Raw genomic sequence first — 25,444 nt, forward strand, 5'->3', positions numbered from 1 at the left:
AAATATGTTCGTATCATATCGTTGGTTACAAGAGTATGTAGATATTAAAGATGTAACAGCACAAGAACTAGCAGACAAAATCACGAAAAGTGGTATTGAAGTAGAAGGCGTTGAAGTATTAAATAAAGGTGTAAAAGGTGTTGTAGTTGGTCACGTATTAGAATGTGAAAAACACCCAGAAGCTGATAAATTAAGCAAATGCTTAATCGATATCGGTGAAGAAGAGCCAGTTCAAATTATTTGTGGAGCTGCTAACATTGCAAAAGGTTTAAAAGTACCAGTTGCAAAAGTTGGTGCTGTACTTCCTGGTAACTTCAAAATTAAAAAAGCAAAACTACGTGGTGAAGCTTCTCACGGTATGGTTTGTGCTCTTCAAGAGCTTGGCATTGATGGAAAGTTAGTTTCAAAAGAATATGCAGATGGTATCTTCATCTTCCCAAGTGACGCTGAAGTTGGTGCAGATGCACTTGAAATTTTAAACTTACACGATGAAGTACTTGAGCTAGGTTTAACACCAAACCGTGCAGATTGCTTAAACATGTTAGGTGTTGCATATGAAGTGGCTGCTATTTACGGCCGCGAAGTAAAACTTCCAGCTATCGAATTACAAGAAACAGCAGAAAAAACTTCTGATTATATTTCTGTAAGTGTAGAAGCGAAAGAAGAAAACCCATTATACATTGCAAAAATGGTTAAAAACGTAAAGATTGGTCCATCACCAATGTGGATGCAAACTCGTCTTATGGCAGCTGGCATTCGTCCAATTAGCAACGTAGTTGATATTACAAACTACATTTTAATGGAATACGGTCAACCGTTACATGCATTCGATTACGATAAATTAGGTTCAAAGGAAATCGTTGTTCGTCTTGCAAAAGAAGGCGAAAAAATTGAAACGTTAGATGATCAAGAGCGTACATTACAAAGCCACCACCTTGTAATTACAAACGGAACAAAAGCCTTAGCTGTTGCTGGTGTAATGGGCGGAGCGGATTCTGAAGTTACAAATGAGACAGTAAACGTTCTAATTGAGTCTGCATACTTTGCAGGTCAAACAGTGCGTCGTACATCAAAAGACTTAGGTCTTCGTAGTGAATCAAGTGCACGTTTCGAAAAAGGAATCGACCCAACACGTACATTTGAAGCAATTCAACACGCAGCTGCTTTAATGGCGAAATATGCTGGCGGTGAAGCGCTTGAAGGTGTAGTAGAAGCTGACAACTTACAAGTACAAGAGCGTACAGTATCTGTTACTGCTGAAAAAGTAAACCGTGTATTAGGTACAAATATTTCTGCGAGTGAAATGGGTACAATGTTTACAAACTTGAAATTCCCATTCACAGAAGTAGAAGGAACATTCCATGTAAATGTACCAGCACGTCGTCCTGATATTACAATTTCAGAAGACTTAGTAGAAGAAGTGGGCCGTCTATACGGTTATGACCACATTCCAGTTACATTACCTTTTGGAACAATGACTCGTGGTAAATTAACATCAGCACAAACGAAACGTCGTAAAGTACGTCGCTTCTTAGAGGGTGCTGGTTTATATGAAGCAATCACGTATTCATTAACAAGCGCTGACAAAGCGAAACAATATATGGTTGAGCCAAACGAAAAAGCACCTGTAAACCTTGCGCTTCCAATGAGCGAAGAGCGCAGCCAACTTCGTTTAAGCTTAGTGCCACAATTGCTAGAAGCAGTTTCATACAATGTTGCTCGTAAAAACGACAGCGTTGCTTTGTACGAAGTAGGTTCTATCTTCTTACCAACAGAAGCAGGAGAACTTCCGAAAGAAGAACAACACCTTGCAGGTGTTATGACAGGTCTTGCTCTTCACCATGCATGGCAAGGTGAGAAGAAAGTAGTAGACTTCTTCGTTGTGAAAGGTGTACTAGAAGGACTATTCGACGTACTTGGCGTTTCAAACCAAATCACATATGCACCAGCAAAACGTGAAGGTATGCACCCAGGCCGTACAGCTGACATCGTATTAGATGGCGAAGTAATTGGCTTCATCGGTCAATTGCACCCAGAAGCAGAAAAACAATTAGATGTGAAAAATACATTCGTATTTGAATTATCTCTTGTAAAAGTATTCGGTGCAGACGCTGAAGAAACTTACTACTCAGCAATTCCACGTTTCCCATCTATGACACGCGACATGGCTGTTGTAGTAACAAAAGAAACAAAAGCTGGTGAAATGAAGCAAGTTATTGCTGAAGCTGGCGGAGAACTTCTGAAAGACGTAACATTATTCGACTTATACGAAGGTGAAAAAATGGAAGAAGGCAAGAAATCACTTGCATTCTCTATGACTTACTTCGATGCAGAACGTACGTTAACAGATGAAGAAGTAACAGAAGCGCATAACCGTGTATTAACAACGGTAGAAGAGAAATTTGGTGCGGAGTTACGTAAGTAATTAGAAAATTGCCGGATTCATTCCGGCAATTTTTTTTATTGCACAATCGTCGACAGATGTCGGTAAGTCGATATATTACAAAAATCGCTTATATATTTTCTGGCATCTTGCATCTTTCTCTCGAATGTAGTACATTAATTTTAGTTTAACAAAATGAAAGACGATGATAAGGAAAAGTAGTATATACTATAATCCAAAGCGAGTCAGGGGCGGTGAGAGCCTGATGAGGCGGTATATGTGAAGAACACCTTGGAGTTGCTAACCGAAATTGAATCTTGTATTCAAGAGTAGACTTAGACGGGAATCCGGCCTGTTACAAACCGGGAAGTATGTATTACATACGAGTTAAAGTTGGTCTTTATGACAAATTGGGTGGTACCGCGAAGTTTAACCTTTCGTCCCTTTATGGATGAAAGGTTTTTTTGTATTTAAATATATCAGCAAAGGAGAATTTCACTATGGAAAACACATTAGTAAAAAGTCTGTATAGAGATACAGAAAAGTATGCAGGTCAAACAGTACAAGTATCAGGGTGGATTCGTAACTTACGTGATTCAAAAGCATTTGGTTTCATCGAATTAAACGACGGTAGCTTCTTCAAAAGCGTTCAAATCGTTTTCGATACAGAATTAGAGAACTTTAAAGAAATTGCAAAGCTTCCACTTAGCTCTTCGGTGAAAGTAGAAGGTAAAGTAATTGCAACGCCTGGAGCGAAGCAACCATTTGAAATTAAAGCAGAAAAAATTGATATCGAGGGCTTATCAGATTCTGATTACCCACTTCAAAAGAAGCGTCATACGTTTGAATACTTACGTACAATCGCTCACTTACGTCCAAGAACAAATGCATTCTCTGCAACGTTCCGCGTACGTTCTATCGCAGCATTTGCGATTCACCAGTTCTTCCAAGAGCGTGGATTTGTACATGTTCACACACCAATCATCACTGGTAGTGATACAGAAGGTGCTGGCGAAATGTTCCGCGTAACAACGCAAGATTTAAACCACGTATCAAAAGGTGAAGACGGACAAGTTGATGAGTCAAAAGACTTCTTCGGTAAAGAAACAAACTTAACAGTAAGTGGACAGCTGAACGCTGAAGCGTATGCATTAGCATTCCGTGATGTATATACATTCGGACCTACATTCCGTGCGGAAAACTCAAACACAACTCGCCACGCTGCTGAGTTCTGGATGGTTGAGCCTGAGATTGCATTCGCTGAGTTAGGCGATGTAATGGATCTTACAGAAGATATGCTGAAATATGCAATGAAATATGTATTAGAGCATGCACCAGAAGAGATGGACTTCTTCAACAGCTTCGTTGATAAAACAGTTCTAGAGCGTATGAACAACGTGATTAACTCTGACTTCGGCCGCATCACATATACAGAAGCAATTAAAGTACTTCAAGAATCAGGTGCTGACTTCAAATACCCAGTAGAATGGGGTATTGACTTACAAACAGAGCATGAAAGATACTTATCAGAAGAGATCTTCAAACGCCCTGTATTCGTAACTGACTACCCGAAAGACATTAAAGCGTTCTACATGCGTATGAATGAAGATGGAAAAACAGTAGCTGCTACTGACCTTCTAGTTCCTGGCATCGGCGAATTAATCGGCGGAAGTCAACGTGAAGAAAGAATGGACGTTTTAGTAGACAGAATTAAAGAATTAGGTATGAACGAAGAGGACTACTGGTGGTACTTAGAACTTAGAAAATACGGCGGTACAAAACACGCTGGATTCGGTCTAGGTTTCGAGCGCTTCCTAATGTACATCACTGGTATGGCTAACATCCGTGACGTAATTCCATTCCCAAGAACTCCAGGTTCTTCTGAGTTCTAAAATATGAAAAAAGCGAGAGGATTTCCTCTCGCTTTTTTGTTTGCATAGTTTATGACCCCGTAGCAAAAAGTAACGCGAAGGGGTGAATATAAATGAGTAAAAAAGTGAAAAAAGATCATTCAAGGTCAAGCCTTGGTTCTCCAGAAGTAGAAGGACAAGGAACGACGACACATGAAACAGGTTCACATAAAGTACCTTCATCAAATAAGAAGCAGAAACGAAGCTAACATAAAAAAGGAGAGTCTTGGCGACTCTCCTTTTTTCATGTATTACATCTTCTTATCGTTAATTTCTTTTGTAATGTTATCGACATCTTTGTCTAATCGATCGAAATAGAAAAACCACAGTAAACTCATGAACACGTAATAGATGACCATCACGCCAAGATTATCAGATATATTTTCGAATGTGGATTTAGTAGTGAAAAAAGCTCCCCAAATGGTAGAAATAGTGAAGTAAGAAAGTGGGCCTACGAGGTGTACGAAAACATATAATATCTTTTTAACTTTTACAGCGTTCATATGAAAAACCTCCTTTTTCTAATCATACATTCAAGTTCCTCACAGAAGTGTTGTAGTTTTGCTGGATTATGTATTAACGAGCGAGCATCGTGTTTCCCGATAAATTTTCGAATCCGAAAGTTTAATAAGAAAGATCGGCCATAGCGCTCTATTAAATCGTTGAACGCTCGTTGTTCACTTAATAGCTGAATGTTTTCCCTAATTTCAAACTGTCTTTCGTGTGGATCGCCTAGTAAAATATTTAGAATCATTTGTATAAGTAGCAATGTGGATCTCCTTCTGTGTTAGAATAATCTGTATATTATAATTATAACAAAACTATAAGGACAATAGTAGGGTGAAACAAAAAACAGGAGTTTGTAGGCTCCTGTTTTTGTCGATACTATTTTAATAAGCGAAGCGCCTTCTCCGTATTAGCGAAATGCAGTTTCACAAACTCAGGTAATCGTTCTTTACCAAGCTTTTGAATTAATTTAGCAGCAGCGATATCAACTTGTTTACCAGCACCTTTTGGAAGTGGCATACCAGCTTTTTTACTTAGTTCGTCAAACTGTTTTACGAATGAGTAGCGAGCTAAAATAGAAGCAGCGGCTACTGCTAAATGGACGCTTTCACCTTTCGTAGCGAAATAAACATTTTCACGCTGTACCTGTTTTTGTTTTGCTAAATATTTATAGTATGTATCAGGTTGTGTGAATTGATCGATTAAGACGCCTTCAGGTTTTGTAGGTGCCATTTTAGCTAATAAGTTTGTAATAGCTTTATTGTGTAGTAAAGCTTTTAACTTACCTTGGTTGTTTCCTTTATCAAATAGCTCGTTATATTTTTCATTATGAAGGACAAGGGAGCTGTAAGGAACAACGTGTAGAAGTTGTTTCGCAATGGCAGTAATTTGATCGTCATTTAAGTTTTTAGAGTCTTTTACACCAAGTTCTTTTAGTAGTGGAATTTGCTTTGCATCCACATATACAGCAACGACTGTCATCGGTCCAAAGAAATCTCCCGTACCAACTTCATCAGACCCTACAATAGACATTGTACCGATGGAAGCGGGCGGCGCATAACGATGGGAATCGACAGATTTTTTTACAGCTGTTTTCGGTGTTTGAGAGACAGTTTGCCAACGAGAAGCTTCTGCTTCAGCGCGGCCTCCTTGGAACATTACTTTTCCAGATTTATACGCTGTAATTGTGCAAGATGGTACCTTTGCCATGAAGATTCCGCCTTGTGGAATTTTTGGGCTAAGCGAATGTTTATATTGTTGTTTCATGTCTTCAATTACTGTAGAATTTGTTTGAATTACGATAGAATTTGACATAATGGTCGCCCCTTTTTTTATATTGTTATTTTTATCATATCGGATTGTTCTTTCTGTTTCCATATTATGAAGGTTCATGGTATGATAAACTTTAGGATTCTGTACGTGATTGGAGGCCGGTGAGTTGTCACAACAAAAGGGAAAGAAAAGTCGAATTAATGTAGAAATCTATGGTCAGCAATATTCAGTTGTTGGCGATGAAAGTACAAGTCATATCCGCATGGTAGCAGCGATTGTGGATGATAAAATGCGCGAACTCAATGCCAAGAATCCTTCGCTTGACACGAGTAGACTAGCGGTATTGACGGCGGTAAACGTCATACACGATTACATAAAATTAAAAGAAGAACATGAGAAATTGAAAGAAAGTATGACAAAAAAAGGAATGGAATAACATGATTGATATTATTATCATTTTACTGCTTGTTATGGGATTTTTCCTCGGTTTACGCAGAGGGTTTATTCTGCAACTTGTAAAGTTAACAAGCTTTATTATCGCATACCTTGTTGCATACTGGTACTGTAAAGATTTAGCGCCAGCACTTGCGAAATTTATTCCGTATCCATTTGATAAAAACGTATCTGTTCCAGAATGGATTGATGCAAATAATATTGAGACAGTATTTTATCAAGCGCTTGCGTTTATCATATTGTTTATTATCACTAAAATTGCACTTTCATTACTTGGTAATTTGTTAAATATGTTTGCAGAAATACCGGTTTTAAAGCAAGTAAATGCGTTTGCGGGGGCAATCCTCGGATTTTTAGAAGTATATATTATTTTGTTTGTCTTAATTATCATTGGAAATATTCTTCCGATTGAACAAGTACAAACACCATTACAAAAATCATCAATTAGCAAAATAATTGTAGACGATACACCGATTCTATCTGAAAAGGTGAAGGAACTATGGCAGACAGGTAGCAGAGTATAACTTCTCTTTTTTCGGAAAGAGAAGTTTTTTTCTATGAAAGAAAGGCGGGGCAATGATGAAAGTAAATAAAAAACAAGTTATCAAATTATTAGAGACAATCGGGCTTTTTATGGAACTAAAGGGTGCGAATCCATTTAAAATATCTGCATTTCGTAAAGCGGCAGCAGCATTAGAAAGTGATGATCGTAGTCTTTCTGAAATTGAAGATTTCACAAAGATTCCAGGAATCGGAAAAGGAACAGCAGCCGTTATTCAAGAATATATAGAATCGGGAACATCTGAAGTATTACAAGAACTTGAGAAAGAAGTACCAAGTAGCTTATTGCCGTTATTAAAACTACCAGGACTTGGTGGTAAAAAGGTGGCTAAGTTATATAAAGAACTTGGTGTTGTTGACATGGAATCGCTAAAAGCTGTTTGTGAGGAAAATAAAGTACAGGCTTTAGCAGGTTTCGGTAAGAAGACAGAAGAGAAAATATTAGAAGCAATCGATCAAGTAGGCTCTCGTCCAGAGCGTTTACCAATTGCGATGGTATTGCCTATTGCCGGGGAAATAGAGGAGAAATTGTCGAATATTGCTGAAGTCATTCGTTTCTCTCGCGCTGGTAGCTTACGCCGTGTTCGTGAGACAGTGAAAGATTTAGATTTTATCATTGCAACGACAGAACCAGCAGCGGTACGTGAGCATTTACTACAATTCGATAATATGATTGAAGTAATCGCAAGTGGAGATACAAAAGTTTCTGTCCGTCTTCAATATGAATATGATATTTCAATCGATTTTCGTTTAGTAAAACCAGAAGAGTTTATTACAACTCTTCACCATTTCACAGGATCAAAGGACCATAACGTAAAAATGCGTCAAATCGCAAAAGATAAAGGCGAGAAAATTAGTGAGTACGGTGTAGAGAACTTGGAAACAGGTGAAGTGAAAACATTTGAGACTGAAGAAGACTTCTTCGCTCATTTCGGTCTGCCATTTATTCCGCCAGAAGTGCGTGAAGATGGAAAAGAAATTGAATTAATTAAAGAGTATCCGAACTTAATTCAGTTTTCCGATATACAAGGTGATTTACATATGCATACAACTTGGAGTGACGGTGCTTTTTCTATTGAAGAAATGGTACAAGCGTGCCGTGCTCGTGGATACAAGTTTATGGCGATTACTGATCACTCGCAATATTTGAAAGTAGCGAATGGTTTAACGAAAGAGCGTCTTCGTGAGCAAGCGAAAGAAATTGAACGTATGAATGAAAAGTATCCAGACATTACAATTTTACGCGGAATTGAAATGGACATTTTACCAGATGCCTCTCTTGATTTTGATGATGAAGTATTAGAAGAATTAGACTATGTCATTGGAGCGATTCACTCTAGCTTCTCACAAGACCGTGAAACGATTATGAAGCGTCTGCGTACTGCACTTGAGAATAAACATGTCACAATGATTGCCCATCCGACAGGACGTCTTCTCGGGCGCCGTGAGGGTTATGATGTAGATACAGATTTATTAATTGAACTCGCAAAAGAGACAAATACAGTTTTAGAATTAAATGCGAATCCGAACCGTCTAGATTTAAGCGCGAAATTATTAAAACAAGCACAAGATGCTGGTGTAAAAGTAGCGATTAATACGGATGCTCATACACTTGAAATGTTAGAAGATATGGAAACAGGTGTAGCTGCAGCACGTAAAGGTTGGATTCAAAAAGATAACGTGATTAACACATGGGATATTGAACGTTTATTAGACTATATTAAACGTAATAAGTAACACAAGGGGGACCTGCAACATGTTAGAAAGAACGTTGCGTGTATTAGAATACAATAAAGTAAAAGAACAATTACTTGAACATACAGCCTCTTCACTTGGCCGTGATAAAGTGAAGAATTTAGTGCCGAGCACTGATTTTGAAGAAATTGTAGAAATGCAAGATACAACGGATGAAGCAGCGAAAGTCATTCGTTTAAAAGGTAGTGCACCATTAGGTGGCATTACGGATATTCGCTCGAATGTGAAGCGTGCAAAGATTGGAAGTATGTTAAGCCCAAGTGAACTACTTGATATTGCGAATACGATGTATGGTAGTCGTAATATGAAACGTTTCATTGAAGATATGGCTGATAACGGTGTCGAGCTTCCGATTTTAGAAACTCATGTCGCTCAAATTGTATCTTTATATGAGTTAGAAAAGAAAATTACAAATTGCATCGGTGATGGCGGTGAAGTAGTCGATAGTGCGAGTGATAAACTGCGTGGTATTCGTACTCAAATTCGTACTGCGGAAAGCCGTATTCGTGAAAAGTTAGAAAATATGACGCGTTCTTCAAACGCGCAAAAGATGCTGTCTGACTCGATTGTAACAATTCGTAATGAACGTTACGTAATCCCAGTAAAACAAGAATACCGCGGCGTATATGGCGGTATTGTTCACGACCAATCTGCTTCTGGACAAACATTATTTATTGAACCACAAGTAATTGTAGAATTAAATAATGCACTACAAGAAGCACGAGTGAAAGAAAAACAAGAAATTGAACGCATCTTATTAATGTTAACAGAAGAAGTGGCAGTAGAAGCCGATATCGTTTTATCAAACGTAGAAGTAGTTGCAAATCTTGATTTCATCTTTGCGAAAGCTTTTTATGCGAAACGAATTAAAGCAACGAAACCAATTGTAAATAACGAGCGTTATATGGATTTAAGACAAGCTCGTCATCCGCTAATCGATCCAGAAATTATTGTGCCAAATAACATTATGCTAGGTAAAGATTTCACAACAATTGTTATTACAGGACCGAATACAGGTGGTAAAACAGTTACGCTGAAAACAGTTGGTATTTGTGTATTAATGGCGCAATCTGGTCTTCACATTCCAGTAATGGATGAGTCAGAGATTTGTGTATTTAAAAATATCTTTGCTGATATCGGTGATGAGCAGTCGATTGAACAAAGCTTAAGTACGTTCTCCTCACATATGGTGAACATTGTAGATATTTTAGAAAAAGCTGATTTTGAAAGCTTAGTTTTATTTGATGAATTAGGTGCTGGAACAGACCCGCAAGAAGGTGCTGCACTAGCAATTTCGATTTTAGATGAAGTATGTAACCGCGGTGCTCGCGTTGTTGCTACGACGCATTACCCAGAATTAAAAGCATACGGATACAACCGTGAGCAAGTTATTAATGCGAGTGTTGAGTTTGATGTAAATACATTAAGTCCAACTTATAAATTATTAATCGGTGTACCAGGTCGCAGTAACGCCTTTGAAATTTCGAAGCGCCTTGGATTATCTGATCGCGTTATTGACCAAGCACGTAACCATATTAGTACAGATACAAATAAAATTGAAAATATGATTGCGAAGTTAGAAGAAAGCCAGAAGAACGCAGAGCGTGACTGGAACGAAGCAGAGGCACTTCGCAAACAATCTGAGAAACTTCATCGTGAGTTGCAACGTCAAATTATTGAGTTTAACGATGAGCGTGATGAAAAACTATTAAAAGCGCAAAAAGAAGGGGAAGAAAAAGTCGAAGCTGCGAAGAAAGAAGCAGAAGGTATTATTCAAGAACTTCGTCAATTGCGTAAAGCACAGCTTGTAAATGTGAAAGACCATGAGCTTATTGAAGCGAAGAGCCGTCTAGAAGGAACAGCGCCAGAGCTTGTGAAGAAACAAAAAGTAAACGTGAAAAACACTGCGCCGAAACAACAGTTACGCGCAGGTGATGAAGTAAAAGTATTAACGTTCGGTCAAAAGGGTCAATTACTTGAAAAAGTAAGTGATACAGAGTGGAGCGTACAAATCGGTATTCTGAAGATGAAAGTAAAAGAATCTAACATGGAATACATTAACACACCGAAGCAAACAGAGAAAAAAGCAGTCGCAAGTGTGAAGGGTAGAGATTACCACGTTTCATTGGAACTTGATCTTCGCGGTGAACGTTATGAAGATGCAATGATGCGCGTTGAAAAATATTTAGACGATGCCCAGCTTGCAAGTTATCCTCGTGTATCAATCATTCACGGTAAAGGAACAGGAGCGCTTCGCCAAGGTGTACAAGATTACTTGAAGAAGCACCGCGGCGTGAAGAATTACCGTTACGGTGACATGGGCGAGGGAGGCCTAGGCGTAACAGTTGTCGAATTAAAATAGCAAACAACGAAACAAAGGGGAAACCATTATATGTTTATGGACAAACTTGCAAAAGTATTGTTAGCTTGTTGTGGAATATTTTTGGTGATTGGGGTTATTTATTTAGTTGTTTTTGCGAAGTGAAAAAGCGTCAATCGTGGCATAATGATATTGCCATAGATTGACGTTTTTATTATATATGAAAAGGAACAAAACATGAAAATCAACCAATACATAAGCGAAGCAAAATCATGCTCAAGACGTGAAACAGACCGCCTTATTAAAGCTGGACGCGTGGCTATTAATGGCGAAATATGTACGCACGGTGCACTTGTGAGCGATGGTGATGTTGTAACGATTGATGGACAGGTTATTGCGAAAGAAGAGAAAGAAAAGGTGTATATCGCATTTCATAAACCAGTCGGAATTACTTGTACAGCAGCTGATCATATTGAAGATAATATTATTGATTATATCAATTACCCAGAGCGAATCTTTCCAGTTGGGCGATTAGATAAAGCATCAGAAGGACTTATTTTATTAACGAATGATGGCGCGATTGCCAATCAAATTTTACACGGTGATCACGAACACGAGAAAGAATATGTTGTCACAGTCGATAAACCTTTTACGGACTGGTTTATTGATGAGATGTCCAGCGGTGTAAAGATTAAAGATGGTATGACGAAGCCGTGCAAAGTGACGAGAGTCGATCAATCAACATTTCGTATCGTTTTAACGCAAGGAATGAACAGGCAAATTCGTAGAATGAGTCGTGCTTTCGGATTTACTGTAATAAAGCTAAAGCGAGTGCGCATTATGAATATAGAGCTAAATGAGCTTGGAGTAGGAAAATGGCGGAACATTGCAACTGAGGAATTAGAGATATTAAAAGGGCAGTTATAGGGAGGAAAAATTTTCTCCCTATATTTTTTTGTCAGAAAAAATAAAACTATTGATTTTTTAAAAAATAGCCCATATAATAAAAAACAACAAGTTTCGACAAGATATTTTATAAAAGTAATGATGAGGACATGAGTTGTATTTTACGATTCTCAGAGAGGGGAGCCTTAGGCTGTGAGCTTCCTAATACGAAAAGACAAGCTTACCACCTCTAAACTTCAAGAGTGAACTGCATACATGATGCATTGTAATTCTTGACGGATAAAACCGTTATCAATTTACACGAGCTATAAAATGAGCTTATTTTGCTATAAATTCATTTTATTAGAATAAGGGTGGAACCACGATTTCAACACTCGTCCCTTTGTTAGGGACGGGTGTTTTTTGCGTTCTTTTACGGGGAAGTATGCTTGAAAGAGGATATGTGACGGATTTTAATTCAGAATATTTTGTCAATTGATTATTTTAGGAGGTTAGTAGAAATGAAGTCATCTTTAAAGTTTTCAGAGATGTTTGCAATAAGTTTAATGTTATTTGCACTGTTTTTTGGTGCAGGCAATATGATTTTTCCACCAGCGTTAGGGCAAGGTGCTGGAACGGACGTATGGATCGCGCTGTTTGGTTTTATCGTAACAGGGGTTGGACTACCTTTATTAGGAGTAATTGTTATAGCTTTAAAGGGAGATATTAATGAGCTAGCAGGACGTGTACATCCTATATTCGCACTTGTTTTTATCACTGCAATTTATTTATGTTTAGGCGTATTCGTAAGTGTGCCGCGTACAGGAACAGTAGCTTATGAGATGAGTGTTGCACCGTTTTTACCAAGTGAGATAGCTGGTCAGTCATATCCACTTGTTATCTTTACACTTATTTTCTTTGCAGTCACTTTCTATTTAGCTTTAAATCCTTCGAAATTAGTGGGGCGTATTGGTAAAGTGCTAACTCCAATACTATTAGCTGTTATTGCAATTATCGTAGGTAAAGCACTTATTACACCAATTGGAGAATTTGGTGCACCGACAGAAGCGTATAGTGCTCCTCTCTTTAAAGGATTTATTGATGGATATTTAACTTTAGATGGACTTGCAGCACTGGTATTCGGAAATGTTGTAATTCATGCGTTAAAAGAAAAAGGCATTACAAATAAAAATAGTATTGCAAAAGTAACAATCTTTGCAGGATTTATTGCAGCGCTTGGTTTACTACTTGTGTATTTAGCGCTTGCGTATCTTGGAGCTTCTAGTGTATCGCTTGGAATGGGCGCAAACGGAGGAATTATTTTAACAAATGTCGTGAATCATTTATTTGGTAGCTACGGAACTTTATTACTAGGGATCGCAATTACAGCAGCATGTTTAACAACTTCTGTAGGTATTGTTGCAGCTTGTGGTGATTACTTCTCTTCCTTATTACCAAAGCTTTCTTATCAAAAAGTCGTTTTTATTTTCTGTGTATTAGCATTTATGGTAGCAAACCTTGGGTTAACTCAGTTAAATGCATTAGCATTACCAATCTTAATCGCCATTTATCCAATTGGAATCGTACTTATCGTATTATCACTTGTTGAAAACTACGTTCGTCTTCCATTAGCGATGTATGTGGGCGGGATTGTAGGAGCATTTGCAATAAGTTTCTTTGATGGGTTACACAATGCAAACCTTCAAATTGCAGCGCTAGCACCTATTTTAGATAAGATTCCATTATATAGTGTAGGAATTGGTTGGTTAGTTCCAGGCATAATCGGTATAGGATTTGGTTATATAGTTTCTAAGTTTCAAAAGCAGGAAATTGCTGTAGAAAAATAGAGAAAAGAGGCTTTCTATAATAGAAAGTCTCTTTTTTTGTAGAAAAAGCCATATATAGAGAAATTCAGATATTAAAAATTTTATACGTAATATAGTTGACAAAAAATTTATGAGTAGGCTAAGATTGACTTAGTTGTGGAAATATTGGAAGGGAAGTGAGGGAAAAGGGGTTTCTATAACTAAAGTGTTGTTAGGGGGAAGAGGTGAAAGAAGAGGAGAAGAGATAGTTTATTTTTTTTGATTTATATTGAGAATGATAATCAATAAATGAGTTTTGTAATTTTTTCTCAGTTTCTATGCCTTCATATAAGGAATAGGGTGAGATATTATTTTTAACATTCAATGAGAATGATAATCAATAATGCTTATGTTACATAAAAGAATGCTAATTAAATAATAGGTAGAAGAGATTATTTTTTTCTTATAAATTGAGAATAATTATCATTTTCAAAAAAGTGAAGTGAAAGATAACCAAGGAGGAAACAAGAAAAATGAAAAAGGTTTCTGTATTACCCGCTTTTATTATAACGTTCGTATGTATGCTAGCTTTTCTTGTAATGCCATACGGGAATGCATCAGCAAAACTAGCTGATGGTACTTACGATATTAATTACGTAATTCAAAAAGCGGAAAATGATTCAGCTTCAATGGCAAATGACTATTTTGAAAAGCCAGCAAAATTAATAGTGAAAAACGGTGAGATGAGAGTACAAGTTCCGATGAATCATAGTGCTTGGATTACAGAATTTAAAGCACCAGAGAACGGGAATTTTGTTGATGCGAAAGTTGTTAGTAAAGATGAATCGGCAGATAAAAGAACAGTAGAGTTTAAAGTAGATGATTTATCCAAACCAGCAGCTGTAAAAATTCATGTTGTTGTACCAAATGCAAACTATGACCACCACTACACAATTCGTTTTGCTTTTGATGCAAATGTAAAAGCTGTAGGTGGCGATAACGGCGTAGCTGCTACAACAAAAAATAATGATCAAGCGAAAACAGATACACAAGTAAAAGAAGAGAAAACAAAAGTAGAGAGTAAGGAAACAGCTAAAGAAGCGAACAAAGAAACAAAAAATGAAAATGGAAAAGCTGAAAAAACAGATAACCCAAAAACAGGCGATGAAGCACGTATTGGATTGTTTGCAGCGTTAATTCTTATTTCAGGTGCTTTCTTAATTCGTAAAGTGAAATTGAGTAAATAAATCTTTTGAAGGGTGATGAATATATGTTTAAACAATTTAAAATGATTATTGCCGTATTTGCTGTTTTATTTACATTTATCGCAACACTAGGTTTACAAGATGCAAAGGCTGCTACAAAACTAGCTGATGGAAAATATAATATTGTTTTTACTGTATGGAAAGGCGATAAAGATGAATCGTCTAGAATGAATAGTTATTTTGAAAGCCCAGCAACATTAACAGTTAAAAATGGAAAACAATATGTTTCATTTAAAGTGAAAGATAGTGCTTCTATTAAAAGTTTCCAAGTAGAAAAAGATGGTCAATTTGTAGAAACAACCGTGTTAAGTGAAAACAAAAAAGATAATACTAGAGTTGTAGAATTTGAAGTTGCTGACTTGTCAAAAAAACTAAATGGCAAGGTGAAAATTAATATTCCAATTATTAATTATAATGCTTCGTATGATATTCGCTTTGTATTTGATGGGAACAGTATTAAATAATTTTCAAAAGGGAGAGTCGTTCCATTGAACAGGTATACAAAAATTATTGTTGCTATGTTTTTAATGATATTTACATTCGTATCAACATTACAACCACTTGCAGTTCAAGCAGCTACCAAGTTGGCTGACGGTGAATATTCAATTGGCTTCAAAGTTTTAAAAGATACATCAGATGAAGAATCGATGATGAATCAATATTCAGTAAGTCCGGGAACTTTAAAAGTGAAGGATGGGAAAAAGAAAGTATCCTTTACATTAACGAATAGTTCATGGATTACGAAGTTTGAAACAGAAAAAGCAGGTAAGCTAGTTGCGACAAATGTAATTAGTGAAGATAAAGAAAAAGACACAAGAGTAGTAGAATTTGATGTAGAAGATGTAGAGAAGGTATTAAATGCAAAAGTAAAAGTAGATATTGATTTTTTAAATTATCATCATGAGTACGACGTTCGTATTGCATTTGATCAAAATAGCATTACACCAATTCATGTAGAAAAACCAAATGAAAAAGAGGACCCAGCTAATAAGCCAGATCCAAATGAAACTACCGATCCAGGTCAGAAGCCCGACCAAAAGCCTGACCCAGATCAACAACCAAATTCTAACACAATTAAAGATGGTGCGTACAGCATTCCATTTAAAGTATTAAAAGATCAAACAGATGAAGAATCTAAGATGAATACTTACATGGTAAATCCAGGAGTATTAAAAGTAGAAAACGGTAAGAAAAAAGCAATTGTAACACTAAAAAGTAGCTCATTAATTAAAAATTTCCAAACGGAAAAAGATGGCGCATTTGTTGATGCAAAAGTAGTGAGTGAGGATAAGGAAAAAGATACAAGAGTAGTAGAGTTTGAAGTAAACGATTTATCTAAAAAACTAAATACAAAAGTATTTATCGAAATGGCATCAAGAAATTATAAGCAAACGCATGATGTACAACTTTTATTTGAACAAGATAAACTTGAACAAATTAAAAATGAAGAGAAACAACCAGAAGTAGAAAAACCGGAAGTAGAAAAACCAGAAGCAGAAAAACCAGAAGTAGAAAAACCGGAAGCAGAAAAACCAGATGAAAATAAACAACCAGATGCTGAAACAATTAAAGATGGTGAATACAGCATCAATTTTAAAGCATTAAAAGATCAAACAGACGAAATTTCAATGATGAACACATATACAAAAAGTCCAGGTGTGCTAAAAGTAAAAGATGGTAAGAAGTATGTATCATTTACGTTAACGAACAGTTCTTGGATTACAAAATTTGAATTTGAGAAAAATGGTTCGTTTGTTGATGCAAAAGTAATAAGTGAAGATAAAAAAGCTGATACACGCGTAGTGGAAGTAGAAGTACCAGATTTATCGAAAAAGTTAAATGCAAAAGTAAAAGTAGATATCGATTCAATGAATTATCACCATTTTTACGATATTCAATTTGCATTTGATAAAGGTAGCATTAAGCCGTTAGATAGCCAAGGCGGAAACAACAACCAAGGCGGAAACGACAACCAAGGCGGAAACAACAACCAAGGCGGAAACGACAACCAAGGCGGGAATGACAACCAAGGTGGGAATGGAAACCAAGGTGGAAATAATAACCCGAAAGTAATAGTTGATCCGAAAAATTTAGTAGATGGCCAATATGATATTACATTTAAAGTATTAAAAGATAAAACAGATGAGATTTCAAAGATGAATGACTATGTTGTAAATCCAGCGAAATTAATCGTAAAAGATGGTAAAAAATACATTGAGATGACGCTGAAAAATAGTGCGTGGATTACGAAATTCCAAACGGAAAACAAGGAACTATTCGCTGATGCGAAAGTAGTAAGCGAAGATGAAAATGCAAATACGCGAGTAGTACAGTTTGAAGTAGAAGATCTATTTAAAAAATTAAACGCAAAAGTAAAGGTAGACATCGATGAGATGAACTACCATCATTTCTACGATGTACAAATTCAATTTGATACAAATAATATCGGCGCGTTAGGAACTATTAAAGAGGAACCGAAAAATGAACCGAAAAATCCAGTGACTACACCGAAAGTAGATAATGTAAAAACAGTAGGTACTCCTGATTTTAACCGAAATGCAGATGGTCAGAAGAAAAAAGAAGATACAAAAAATGATTCGAAAAAAGAGAAAAACTCAAAAACTGCAGATACAGCACAACTTGGTTTATACATGGTGTTACTGCTAGGTTCACTTGCTTTACTAGTTCGTAAATATAGAGCAGGTAGATTGTAATTTTTGGAGTCTTGATGCATGTTCGCGTGCATCAAGACTTGTTTCATATTGTATGGAAGGGAGTGGTGATTGAGAGTGAAGAAAATCGTAAGTGTACTAATGGCTATCATTTTGTTAATGAGTATAGCCGGGTGCTCATCACCAAAAAAAGAAACAGCAAAGCAGGTAAAGAGTGAGAGTAAGGAGCGCGTTGTTGCAACAACAGTGGCTGTTACTGAAATTATGGATGCGTTAGAAGTAGATTTAGTCGGCGTTCCAACAAGTTCTAAAACTTTACCGAAGCGATATAAAGGTTTACCTGAAGTTGGGAATCCAATGAGTCCAGATATGGAAAAGGTAAAGTCATTAAAGCCTTCAGAAGTGTTATCTGTGACAACACTTGAATATGAATTAAAGCCAGTTTTTGATGATGTGGGTATGAAAGCAAACTTTTTAGATTTAACGAGTTTAAAAAATATGCAAAGTTCTATTAGCGATTTAGGTAAGAAATATGGACGTGAAAAGCAGGCTGAAGCAGTAGTAACTAAGTTAGATAAAAAGGTTGCTAGCATTCAAAAGGAAGTAAAAGGAAAGAAAGAACCGACAGTGCTTATTTTATTAGGTGTGCCGGGCAGTTATTTAGTAGCAACAGAGCATTCTTATATTGGAGATTTAGTGAAACAACTAGGTGGTAAAAATATTGTGCAAGGTGAACAAGTAGAATATTTAGCTTCTAATACAGAGTATTTAAAGAAAGCTGATCCAGATATTATTTTACGAGCAGCTCATGGTATGCCTGATGAAGTTGTAAAAATGTTTGATAAAGAATTTAAAATAAATGACATTTGGAAACACTTTGCTGCGGTTAAAAATAACCGTGTTTACGATTTAGAAGAGCGTTTATTTGGAACGACAGGCAATTTAGTAGCAATTGAAGCGTTAGATGAATTGAAAAATATGATGTATCCGTGATGCATTTTAATATAAAGGAAGAGCAGAATGAATAAAAAAACTTGGAGTTTCCTCATTGTTACTGCATTGCTCATTGTTATGACATCATTGTCAGCGATGAAAGGGAGTTTAGAAGTAGGTATTGTTGAACTTGTGCAAGGGATATTTACAGGTGGGAATGAAGATGTTGAAGTCATTAAAGATTTACGTTTCCCGCGTATTATTATTGCGCTGTTCACTGGAGCGGCTCTTGCTGTTTCAGGGGTGCTTTTTCAAGCTGTTATGAAGAATCCACTCGCTGATGCTGGGGTAATCGGTATATCTTCAGGAGCTAGTTTTATGACACTCGTTATTATTACATTGTTCCCGCAATTCTTTTTCTGGACACCCGTATTCGCCTTTTTAGGTGGTGCGTTTGCGTGTTATCTCGTTTATTCGTTTTCATGGAAGTCAGGGTTAAGCCCGCTTCGCATTATTTTAATTGGTATTGCCATTAATGCGATGTTTACTGGATTAAATGAATCATTCGTTACGATTTGTGGGTATTTTATTAAGAGTATTAAGCAAACGACGACTTCTAACATAACAATGAAGACGTGGGGCGATGTAGAAATAATGGTGACTTATGGAACGATTGGTCTTATTCTTGCTCTGTTCGTAGGAGCTTGGTGTAACTTATTATCGCTACAAGATAAGACTGCGAAAAACTTAGGCTTGCACGTGACGAGAGTTCGTCTTATTATTTCTGCCATTGCAGTACTCTTAGCGGCAGTATCAACAGCGATTGCAGGTGTTATTGCTTTTGTAGGATTACTAGTTCCGCATATTTCAAGACAATTAGTCGGTTCAGACCATAAAGTATTAATTCCATTTTCTGCTCTTGCAGGCGCGTTATTAATTTTGACGGCGGATACGATTGGAAGGTTAATTGTGCCACCTAACGAAATTCCAGCAGCAACAATTATGGCGGTTATTGGTGGTCCATTCTTAATATTCTTGCTTAGAAAGAGTGATAAAGTTCATGGAAATTAAAAATGTAACCTTTTCATACGATAACGTAACAAATCGTTTAAAGTCTGTTAGTAGTGAAATAGAAATTGGGAAAATTACAACAATCATTGGCCCGAATGGATGCGGGAAATCAACATTACTTAGTGTCATGTCTAGAAATCACGTTCCTAGCAGTGGAGAAGTAATACTTGATGGGAAAGCGATTAGTGAATATAAACCGAAAGAGTTTGCTAGAAAGCTAGCAGTTGTCCATCAACAAAATGAGGCTCCAGCAGATATTACAGTGGAAAAGCTAATAAGCTTTGGGCGTATGCCATATAAAAATATTTTCTCTCCGCAAACAGATGAAGATAGAGAAGCGATAGAGCGCGCACTAGTATGTACGAATTTACAAAGTAAGCGTGATAAGCCAATCTATGCTTTATCTGGTGGAGAGAGGCAGCGAGTTTGGATCGCAATGACATTAGCTCAAAATACACCAATGCTTTTCTTAGATGAACCGACAACATATTTAGATATTTACTATCAGCTAGAAATATTAGAGTTAGTGAAAGAGTTAAATGAAGTGTATGGGCTAACGATTGTAATGGTATTACATGATATTAATCAAGCCATTCGTTATAGCGACCATATTATCGTTATGAAAGATGGAGAGATCATTACGAAAGGTAATCCTAATGATGTAATAACAGAAGAAATGGTTAAAGCAATATATGGTGTAGATGTCATTGTAAAGCAGGATGAAGATACCGGATTGTACATGGTACCTATGGGAATCTAAAGGCTGAGCATAATCCGTTTTGAGGTGATAATTTGAATAGCAAGAAAGGACGGAAAAAGAATTCTTTTTTTCAACGCATACTTACAATTGCGTTTTTAGGAATCTTTTTCTATTCAATGTATGAGTTGGGCGGGATTTTCATGGATTATTATGAAAATCGTAAAGTAATGGCTGAGGCACAACATATTTATAAAAGAAGTCCAATGGAAGAAAAATCGGAAGACGGAGAGGTACGTAAACAGTTTCAGGATCTCCAGAAAATTAATCCAGAGATAGTCGGATGGATTACGATGGATGATACACAAATTAATTATCCAATCGTTCAAGCAAAAGATAATGAGTACTATTTATTTCGTAATTATAAAGGTGAAGATATGAGAGCGGGCAGCATTTTTATGGACCATCGTAATGATGTGAAATCTCGAAATCGCAATACGATTTTATATGGTCATCGTATGAAAGACGGTTCTATGTTTGGTAGTTTAAAAAAGATGTTGGACGAAGACTTTTTCATGTCCCATCGTAAATTATATTACGATACATTATTTGAAGGATACGACGTTGAAGTTTTTTCAGTATACACGACAACAACGGACTTTTATTACATTGAAACGGATTTTGAAAATGATGCAGCATATACATCGTTCTTAAAGGAAATTCAAGAAAAATCACTGTACAAAACGGATACGGAATTGACGGCTAATGATGAAGTTGTAACACTTTCTACTTGTGACTATGCGCTTGATCCAGAGGCTGGAAGGCTAGTTGTACACGCAAAATTAGTAAAAAGAAATTAAAGAAAAAAGTATAGAATATGAGAAGTGATAGATAACGCTTCTCATATTCTATACTTAAAAAAAGAACTGTTTTTACTGTGCTGCAGCCATTGGCATACGTACAACTTTTACATCATAGTAAGCAATTTTATTATCAAGAATATATTCTGGCATCCCGCCTTGATGTGAGTGAGCATCTTTAAATGCGGCGCTCTTTGTCCAACCTTGGAAATCTTCTTTTGCATTCCAGCGAGTGCTAATTGTTACTTCATCATAATCAACTGTATTTTGCGTTAAAAGAACTTCTAGACCTAAAAAGCCTGGCATCGTTTCAACTTTACCTACTTTATTAAAACGCTCAATTAATTTATGTCCATTTCCCTTTGTAATTTTAGCTGTATTTGTAACAATAATCATGTTTATTCCTCCTATAAATGTAGCTATATTTTCAAGAACTCATATACATTAAATGATAATGAAAATCATTATCAATGTCAATGGTAAATGTGAAATATATAATTTTTTTCTATTATTTTGGACAGTGAGAGTTCCATTTCAAAACGTAGTAAATATGTGGCGGTTAAGTGCGAGAATGAGCGAGTTGTACTAGCAAAGCAATAATATGGTATAGTGAAACGAGGCTGTTTTTTCAGGCTCGTTTTTTAAATGCTTCCTATAGAGAAAGCATGCAAATGGAAAGGAAGTTATTATATGCGATCAGAAGTAACTATAAAAATAAAAACGAAATTTATAAAAGAAATTAAAAGTGGATACCCACTTATTTTAAAAGATGCAATTCAAAATTTAAACGATGTTCGTGAAGAAGGGACAATCATCAAAGTAGTAGATGAGAAGAACAACTTTGTCGGAAAAGGTTATTATGGAAAACAAAATAAAGGATACGGCTGGATTTTAACGAGAAAAGAGAGTGAACAAATTAATCAATCTTTCTTTGAAAGTAAAATCAAATCTGCCTTACATAAACGAAAACAATTTTATAAATCAAGTGATACGACAGCATTCCGTGTGGTGAATGGTGAAGGTGATGGTCTTGGCGGATTAATTATTGATTACTATGACGGCTACTACGTAGTAAGTTGGTATAGTGAAGGGATTTACACTTTCAGAGATGAGATTATAGCAGCTCTTCAAAAAGTAGCAAACTTTAAAGGCATTTATGAGAAAAAGCGTTTTGATACGAAAGGGAAATACATTGAAGGTGATGATTTCGTAGCAGGAGAGCGCGGTGAGTTTCCACTTATCGTAAAAGAGAACGGTGTGAACTTCGCTGTTTATTTAAATGACGGGGCAATGGTTGGTGTATTTTTAGATCAACGTAACGTTCGAAAACAAATTCGTGATAAATATGCAAAGGGAAGAACAGTGTTAAATATGTTCTCTTATACAGGTGCTTTCTCTGTATTTGCAGCGCTGGGCGGAGCGAGTAAAACGACGAGTGTTGACCTTGCAAATCGTAGTTTAAGTAAAACAATTGAGCAGTTTAGTGTCAATGAAGTTGATTATGAAGCACAAGATATTATTGTAGAAGATGTATTTCTTTACTTCAAATATGCAGCGAAGAAAAAGATGAAATTTGATATGGTCGTACTTGATCCTCCAAGCTTCGCCCGATCAAAAAAATATACATTTAGTGCAGCAAAAGATTATAAAAATTTATTAAAAGAAACAATTGCTATTACAGAAAATAACGGTATTATCGTTGCTTCTACAAATTGTAGCGCATTCGATATGAAAAAGTTTAAAGGCTTTATCGATACAGCCTTTAAAGAAATGAATGGCAAATATAAAATATTAGAAGAACATTCTTTACCAGAAGATTTCCGTACCATTGATCAGTTTAAAGAAGGAGACTACTTAAAAGTAGTTTTCATCGAGAAAATTAAAGGTTAATAAAGAAAAGGAGCTCGAGTTTACTTGAGCTCCTTTTCTTATTGAACGATATTTTGTACTCTACCGACTTGCCCGTCCTGCAATCGTACTTTAATGCCATGCGGATGGGAAGGGGATTTTGTTAAAATATCTTTTACAATTCCACGTGTTAATTTGCCTGTTCGTTGATCTTGTTTTAATACAATATCAACTTCAAGACCGGGCGCGATATTAGAACGTTTTTGTCCGTTCATTTACACACCTGTACGTCTACGTTGGTTGTTTGCTTTCTTCGTTTGTTGGTTTTGTAATTTTTTCGTTTCTTGGCTTTGGTTTTTGGCATTCTGACCATTACCGTTACCTTGCTTTTTCTTTGCAAGTTGTTCGCGCATTAAATCAGCTAAGCTTACTTTTTTATTTTCTGACATGATAAGTCTCCTTTATATAAAGTTAATTATGAACAATCGTAGTGAATTTCATCATATCATTGTTAAGGAAGGAAGGGAAGTTGGTTTGAAAATTCATATAATTGTTTCCAGTCTGTAGTAGTTACGATACAATTGGATTGTTAACGTTTGTAAAAAGGGGATAGACATATGTCACATCATATTTTATTAGTTGAAGATGATATCTCAATTCAAGAGATGGTGGAAAAGTATTTAATAAAAGAGGGCTTTCAAGTAACAATTGCGTCTGATGGAGAAGAAGGTGTGAACACATATTTAAAAGGTTCATTTGATTTGATTATCCTTGACATTATGATGCCAAAGCTAGATGGCTTAGAGGTTGTACGAATCATTCGTGAAAAAAGTGCAGTTCCGATTTTAATGATGTCGGCAAAAGATACAGATGTTGATAAAGCTGTTGGATTAGGACTTGGAGCAGATGATTACATTTGTAAGCCGTTTTCTATGATTGAATTGGCTGCACGTGTAAAAGCAGGTATTCGGAGGTCTACGAAATACTCGGCTACAGAAACAATAGAAAAAATGATTCAAATTGGTGATTTAACAATTGATCCAATTAATTTTACAGTTGAAAAAAACGGGAAGCCTCTCAAACTTACTTTAAAAGAATTTGAGATTTTAAAGCTATTCGTAAAGAACCAAAATCGTGTATTTACAAAAGCGCAAATATATACGTTAGTTTGGAATGAAGAGTATTACGGTGATGATAACGTTATTAATGTTCATATGAGAAGATTGCGTGAGAAAATCGAAAGTGATCCATCTAATCCAGAATATATTAAAACGTTATGGGGCATCGGCTATAAGTTGGAAGTGATGTAATATGGTCAATTTGTTAATAGGTATTATTTTTATATTGTTATGTGTTATTTATATGCAATATAGAATGAGAAAAAATAGTAGTAAAAATTTACGATACACATATGAAAAGTTAGAAAGTATTGTAAATGACAAAACAGGCGAGACGTTACTCGTTATGACAGATGATCTAGAATTGCAAAAATTATTAGTGGCAATTAATCAATTATTAGATGCAAAACAGAAAACGAATGCAGATCATGCAAAAGTAGAAATTTCGATGAGAAAAATGCTTTCAAATATTTCGCATGACTTGAAAACACCACTAACAGTTATTCTTGGATATACAGAAATGTTAAATAAGGATAAAACGATAAATAAAGAAGAACAACAAATATTACTTGAAAAAGTGCATATGAAAACACTAGAAGTGATGGAGTTAATTCATAAGTTTTTTGACTTGGCAAAATTAGAATCTGGTGACAAAGCAATTGAAATGACAAAAGTAAATATGAATGAAGTTTGCCGCGAGAAGATTTTATCTTTTTATGATTTAGTGACGACGAAAGGTTTTCAGGTTCATATTGATATACCAGAAAGAAATATATACGCACTTGGAAATGTAGAAGTATTAGGTAGGGTATTGAATAATTTAATATCAAATGCGATTACATATGGAGACGATGGAAAGGCACTTGGTATGACGTTAAGAGATGATGAAACGAGTGTGTATATAGACGTATGGGATAAAGGAAAAGGGATTGATGAATCTCATATTGATAAAGTATTTGAGCGTATGTACACACTTGAAGATTCAAGAAATAGATTGTACCAAGGAAGCGGTCTAGGATTAACGATTACGAAACGGCTTGTGGAAGCGATGGACGGAAAAATTCACCTTTCTAGTAAACCGTATGAAAAAACAATTTTTACAATTGTATTAACAAAGATGCAGTTTTAG

25 protein-coding genes and 2 other annotated features are annotated in these 25,444 nt (G+C 36.1%); of the genes, 19 read left to right on the forward strand and 6 right to left on the reverse strand.

The annotated features are described in order from the left end of the window. Positions 1–4 precede the first annotated feature (4 nt). From pheT to DN400_RS12645, 3 genes are all read left to right on the forward strand, one after another. Positions 5–2,425, forward strand: coding sequence for a phenylalanine--tRNA ligase subunit beta (pheT, locus tag DN400_RS12635; RefSeq protein ID WP_000498194.1), 2,421 nt, complete (start codon positions 5–7; stop codon positions 2,423–2,425). Between the two features lie 154 nt (positions 2,426–2,579). Beyond that, positions 2,580–2,831, forward strand: a binding site (T-box leader). Positions 2,832–2,883: 52 nt separating this feature from the next. Further along, the gene (gene asnS / locus DN400_RS12640; protein ID WP_065229415.1) at positions 2,884–4,275 is read left to right on the forward strand and encodes an asparagine--tRNA ligase; all 1,392 of its coding nucleotides are present in this window, start codon (positions 2,884–2,886) and stop codon (positions 4,273–4,275) included. Between the two features lie 92 nt (positions 4,276–4,367). Then, a complete protein-coding gene (locus DN400_RS12645; protein WP_000039592.1) occupies positions 4,368–4,502 on the forward strand; it encodes a YuzL family protein in 135 nt (44 codons plus the stop codon). Positions 4,503–4,544: 42 nt separating this feature from the next. Here the strand turns inward: DN400_RS12645 and DN400_RS12650 are convergent, their stop codons facing one another. The 3 genes from DN400_RS12650 to rnhC form a co-directional block, all read right to left on the reverse strand. After that, complete coding sequence (locus DN400_RS12650; RefSeq protein WP_065229414.1) at positions 4,545–4,796, reverse strand: hypothetical protein; 252 nt, start codon at positions 4,794–4,796, stop codon at positions 4,545–4,547. Beyond that, entirely contained in the window at positions 4,793–5,062 is a 270-nt protein-coding gene (locus tag DN400_RS12655) for a hypothetical protein (protein WP_065229413.1), read from the reverse strand. The genes DN400_RS12650 and DN400_RS12655 overlap by 4 nt, the downstream gene beginning before the upstream one ends. Positions 5,063–5,178: 116 nt before the next feature. Then, complete coding sequence (gene rnhC / locus DN400_RS12660; RefSeq protein WP_000071572.1) at positions 5,179–6,114, reverse strand: ribonuclease HIII; 936 nt, start codon at positions 6,112–6,114, stop codon at positions 5,179–5,181. Between the two features lie 124 nt (positions 6,115–6,238). Here rnhC and zapA point away from each other — a divergent pair, with 124 nt between their 5' ends. From zapA to srtB, 13 genes are all read left to right on the forward strand, one after another. Continuing rightward, positions 6,239–6,508 (forward strand): cell division protein ZapA, encoded by a 270-nt coding sequence (gene zapA / locus DN400_RS12665; RefSeq protein WP_000082701.1) that lies wholly within the window; start codon positions 6,239–6,241, stop codon positions 6,506–6,508. A gap of 1 nt (position 6,509) precedes the next feature. After that, positions 6,510–7,049 carry a CvpA family protein gene (locus DN400_RS12670; protein WP_000565409.1) on the forward strand — a complete coding sequence of 180 codons (540 nt, stop codon included), beginning with the start codon at positions 6,510–6,512 and terminating at the stop codon, positions 7,047–7,049. 55 nt (positions 7,050–7,104) lie between these two features. Next, complete coding sequence (gene polX / locus DN400_RS12675) at positions 7,105–8,823, forward strand: DNA polymerase/3'-5' exonuclease PolX (RefSeq protein ID WP_000867533.1); 1,719 nt, start codon at positions 7,105–7,107, stop codon at positions 8,821–8,823. Between the two features lie 19 nt (positions 8,824–8,842). Then, positions 8,843–11,203: an endonuclease MutS2 gene (locus DN400_RS12680; protein ID WP_147801699.1), complete on the forward strand. Its 2,361-nt coding sequence runs from the start codon at positions 8,843–8,845 to the stop codon at positions 11,201–11,203. A gap of 195 nt (positions 11,204–11,398) precedes the next feature. After that, complete coding sequence (locus tag DN400_RS12685; protein WP_000700737.1) at positions 11,399–12,088, forward strand: 23S rRNA pseudouridine(2604) synthase RluF; 690 nt, start codon at positions 11,399–11,401, stop codon at positions 12,086–12,088. Positions 12,089–12,196: 108 nt separating this feature from the next. Further along, positions 12,197–12,452: a binding site (T-box leader), on the forward strand. A 115-nt stretch (positions 12,453–12,567) separates the two neighbouring features. Further along, the gene (brnQ6, locus tag DN400_RS12690) at positions 12,568–13,893 is read left to right on the forward strand and encodes a branched-chain amino acid transport system II carrier protein BrnQ6 (RefSeq protein ID WP_000842650.1); all 1,326 of its coding nucleotides are present in this window, start codon (positions 12,568–12,570) and stop codon (positions 13,891–13,893) included. A gap of 491 nt (positions 13,894–14,384) precedes the next feature. Next, on the forward strand, positions 14,385–15,098 hold the full coding sequence (gene isdC, locus DN400_RS12695; RefSeq protein ID WP_023523143.1) for a heme uptake protein IsdC: 714 nt from the start codon (positions 14,385–14,387) through the stop codon (positions 15,096–15,098). Positions 15,099–15,121: 23 nt separating this feature from the next. Next, positions 15,122–15,580: an NEAT domain-containing protein gene (locus tag DN400_RS12700; protein WP_065229412.1), complete on the forward strand. Its 459-nt coding sequence runs from the start codon at positions 15,122–15,124 to the stop codon at positions 15,578–15,580. 24 nt (positions 15,581–15,604) lie between these two features. Further along, the gene (locus DN400_RS12705; protein ID WP_147801700.1) at positions 15,605–17,830 is read left to right on the forward strand and encodes an NEAT domain-containing protein; all 2,226 of its coding nucleotides are present in this window, start codon (positions 15,605–15,607) and stop codon (positions 17,828–17,830) included. Between the two features lie 69 nt (positions 17,831–17,899). After that, the gene (gene isdE, locus DN400_RS12710; protein WP_065229410.1) at positions 17,900–18,781 is read left to right on the forward strand and encodes a heme ABC transporter substrate-binding protein IsdE; all 882 of its coding nucleotides are present in this window, start codon (positions 17,900–17,902) and stop codon (positions 18,779–18,781) included. 27 nt (positions 18,782–18,808) lie between these two features. Beyond that, entirely contained in the window at positions 18,809–19,792 is a 984-nt protein-coding gene (locus DN400_RS12715; RefSeq protein WP_001036841.1) for a FecCD family ABC transporter permease, read from the forward strand. Continuing rightward, positions 19,782–20,552, forward strand: a complete 771-nt coding sequence (locus tag DN400_RS12720) for an ABC transporter ATP-binding protein (protein ID WP_000403765.1) — start codon at positions 19,782–19,784, stop codon at positions 20,550–20,552. Before DN400_RS12715 ends, DN400_RS12720 begins: the two co-directional genes overlap by 11 nt. 32 nt (positions 20,553–20,584) lie before the next feature. Beyond that, entirely contained in the window at positions 20,585–21,349 is a 765-nt protein-coding gene (gene srtB / locus DN400_RS12725) for a class B sortase (RefSeq protein ID WP_001086119.1), read from the forward strand. A 72-nt stretch (positions 21,350–21,421) separates the two neighbouring features. On the opposite strand, the gene isdG is transcribed toward srtB, so the two are convergent. After that, the gene (isdG, locus tag DN400_RS12730) at positions 21,422–21,745 is read right to left on the reverse strand and encodes a heme oxygenase (protein WP_000587818.1); all 324 of its coding nucleotides are present in this window, start codon (positions 21,743–21,745) and stop codon (positions 21,422–21,424) included. 294 nt (positions 21,746–22,039) lie between these two features. On the opposite strand from isdG, the gene DN400_RS12735 reads away from it, so the two are divergent. Next, entirely contained in the window at positions 22,040–23,239 is a 1,200-nt protein-coding gene (locus tag DN400_RS12735) for a class I SAM-dependent rRNA methyltransferase (RefSeq protein WP_001255950.1), read from the forward strand. A gap of 38 nt (positions 23,240–23,277) precedes the next feature. On the opposite strand, the gene DN400_RS12740 is transcribed toward DN400_RS12735, so the two are convergent. Both DN400_RS12740 and DN400_RS29440 read right to left on the reverse strand, forming a co-directional pair. Beyond that, a complete protein-coding gene (locus DN400_RS12740; RefSeq protein ID WP_001014307.1) occupies positions 23,278–23,472 on the reverse strand; it encodes a YwbE family protein in 195 nt (64 codons plus the stop codon). Next, positions 23,473–23,646 carry a hypothetical protein gene (locus DN400_RS29440; RefSeq protein WP_001293577.1) on the reverse strand — a complete coding sequence of 58 codons (174 nt, stop codon included), beginning with the start codon at positions 23,644–23,646 and terminating at the stop codon, positions 23,473–23,475. Between the two features lie 168 nt (positions 23,647–23,814). Between DN400_RS29440 and DN400_RS12745 the strand changes: the two genes are divergently transcribed. Continuing rightward, positions 23,815–24,507, forward strand: coding sequence for a response regulator transcription factor (locus DN400_RS12745; RefSeq protein WP_000018029.1), 693 nt, complete (start codon positions 23,815–23,817; stop codon positions 24,505–24,507). 1 nt (position 24,508) lies between these two features. Next, the gene (locus tag DN400_RS12750; RefSeq protein ID WP_065229408.1) at positions 24,509–25,444 is read left to right on the forward strand and encodes a HAMP domain-containing histidine kinase; all 936 of its coding nucleotides are present in this window, start codon (positions 24,509–24,511) and stop codon (positions 25,442–25,444) included.

This window comes from Bacillus sp. AR8-1 (assembly GCF_008042345.1).
Taxonomy (GTDB): domain Bacteria; phylum Bacillota; class Bacilli; order Bacillales; family Bacillaceae_G; genus Bacillus_A; species Bacillus_A cereus.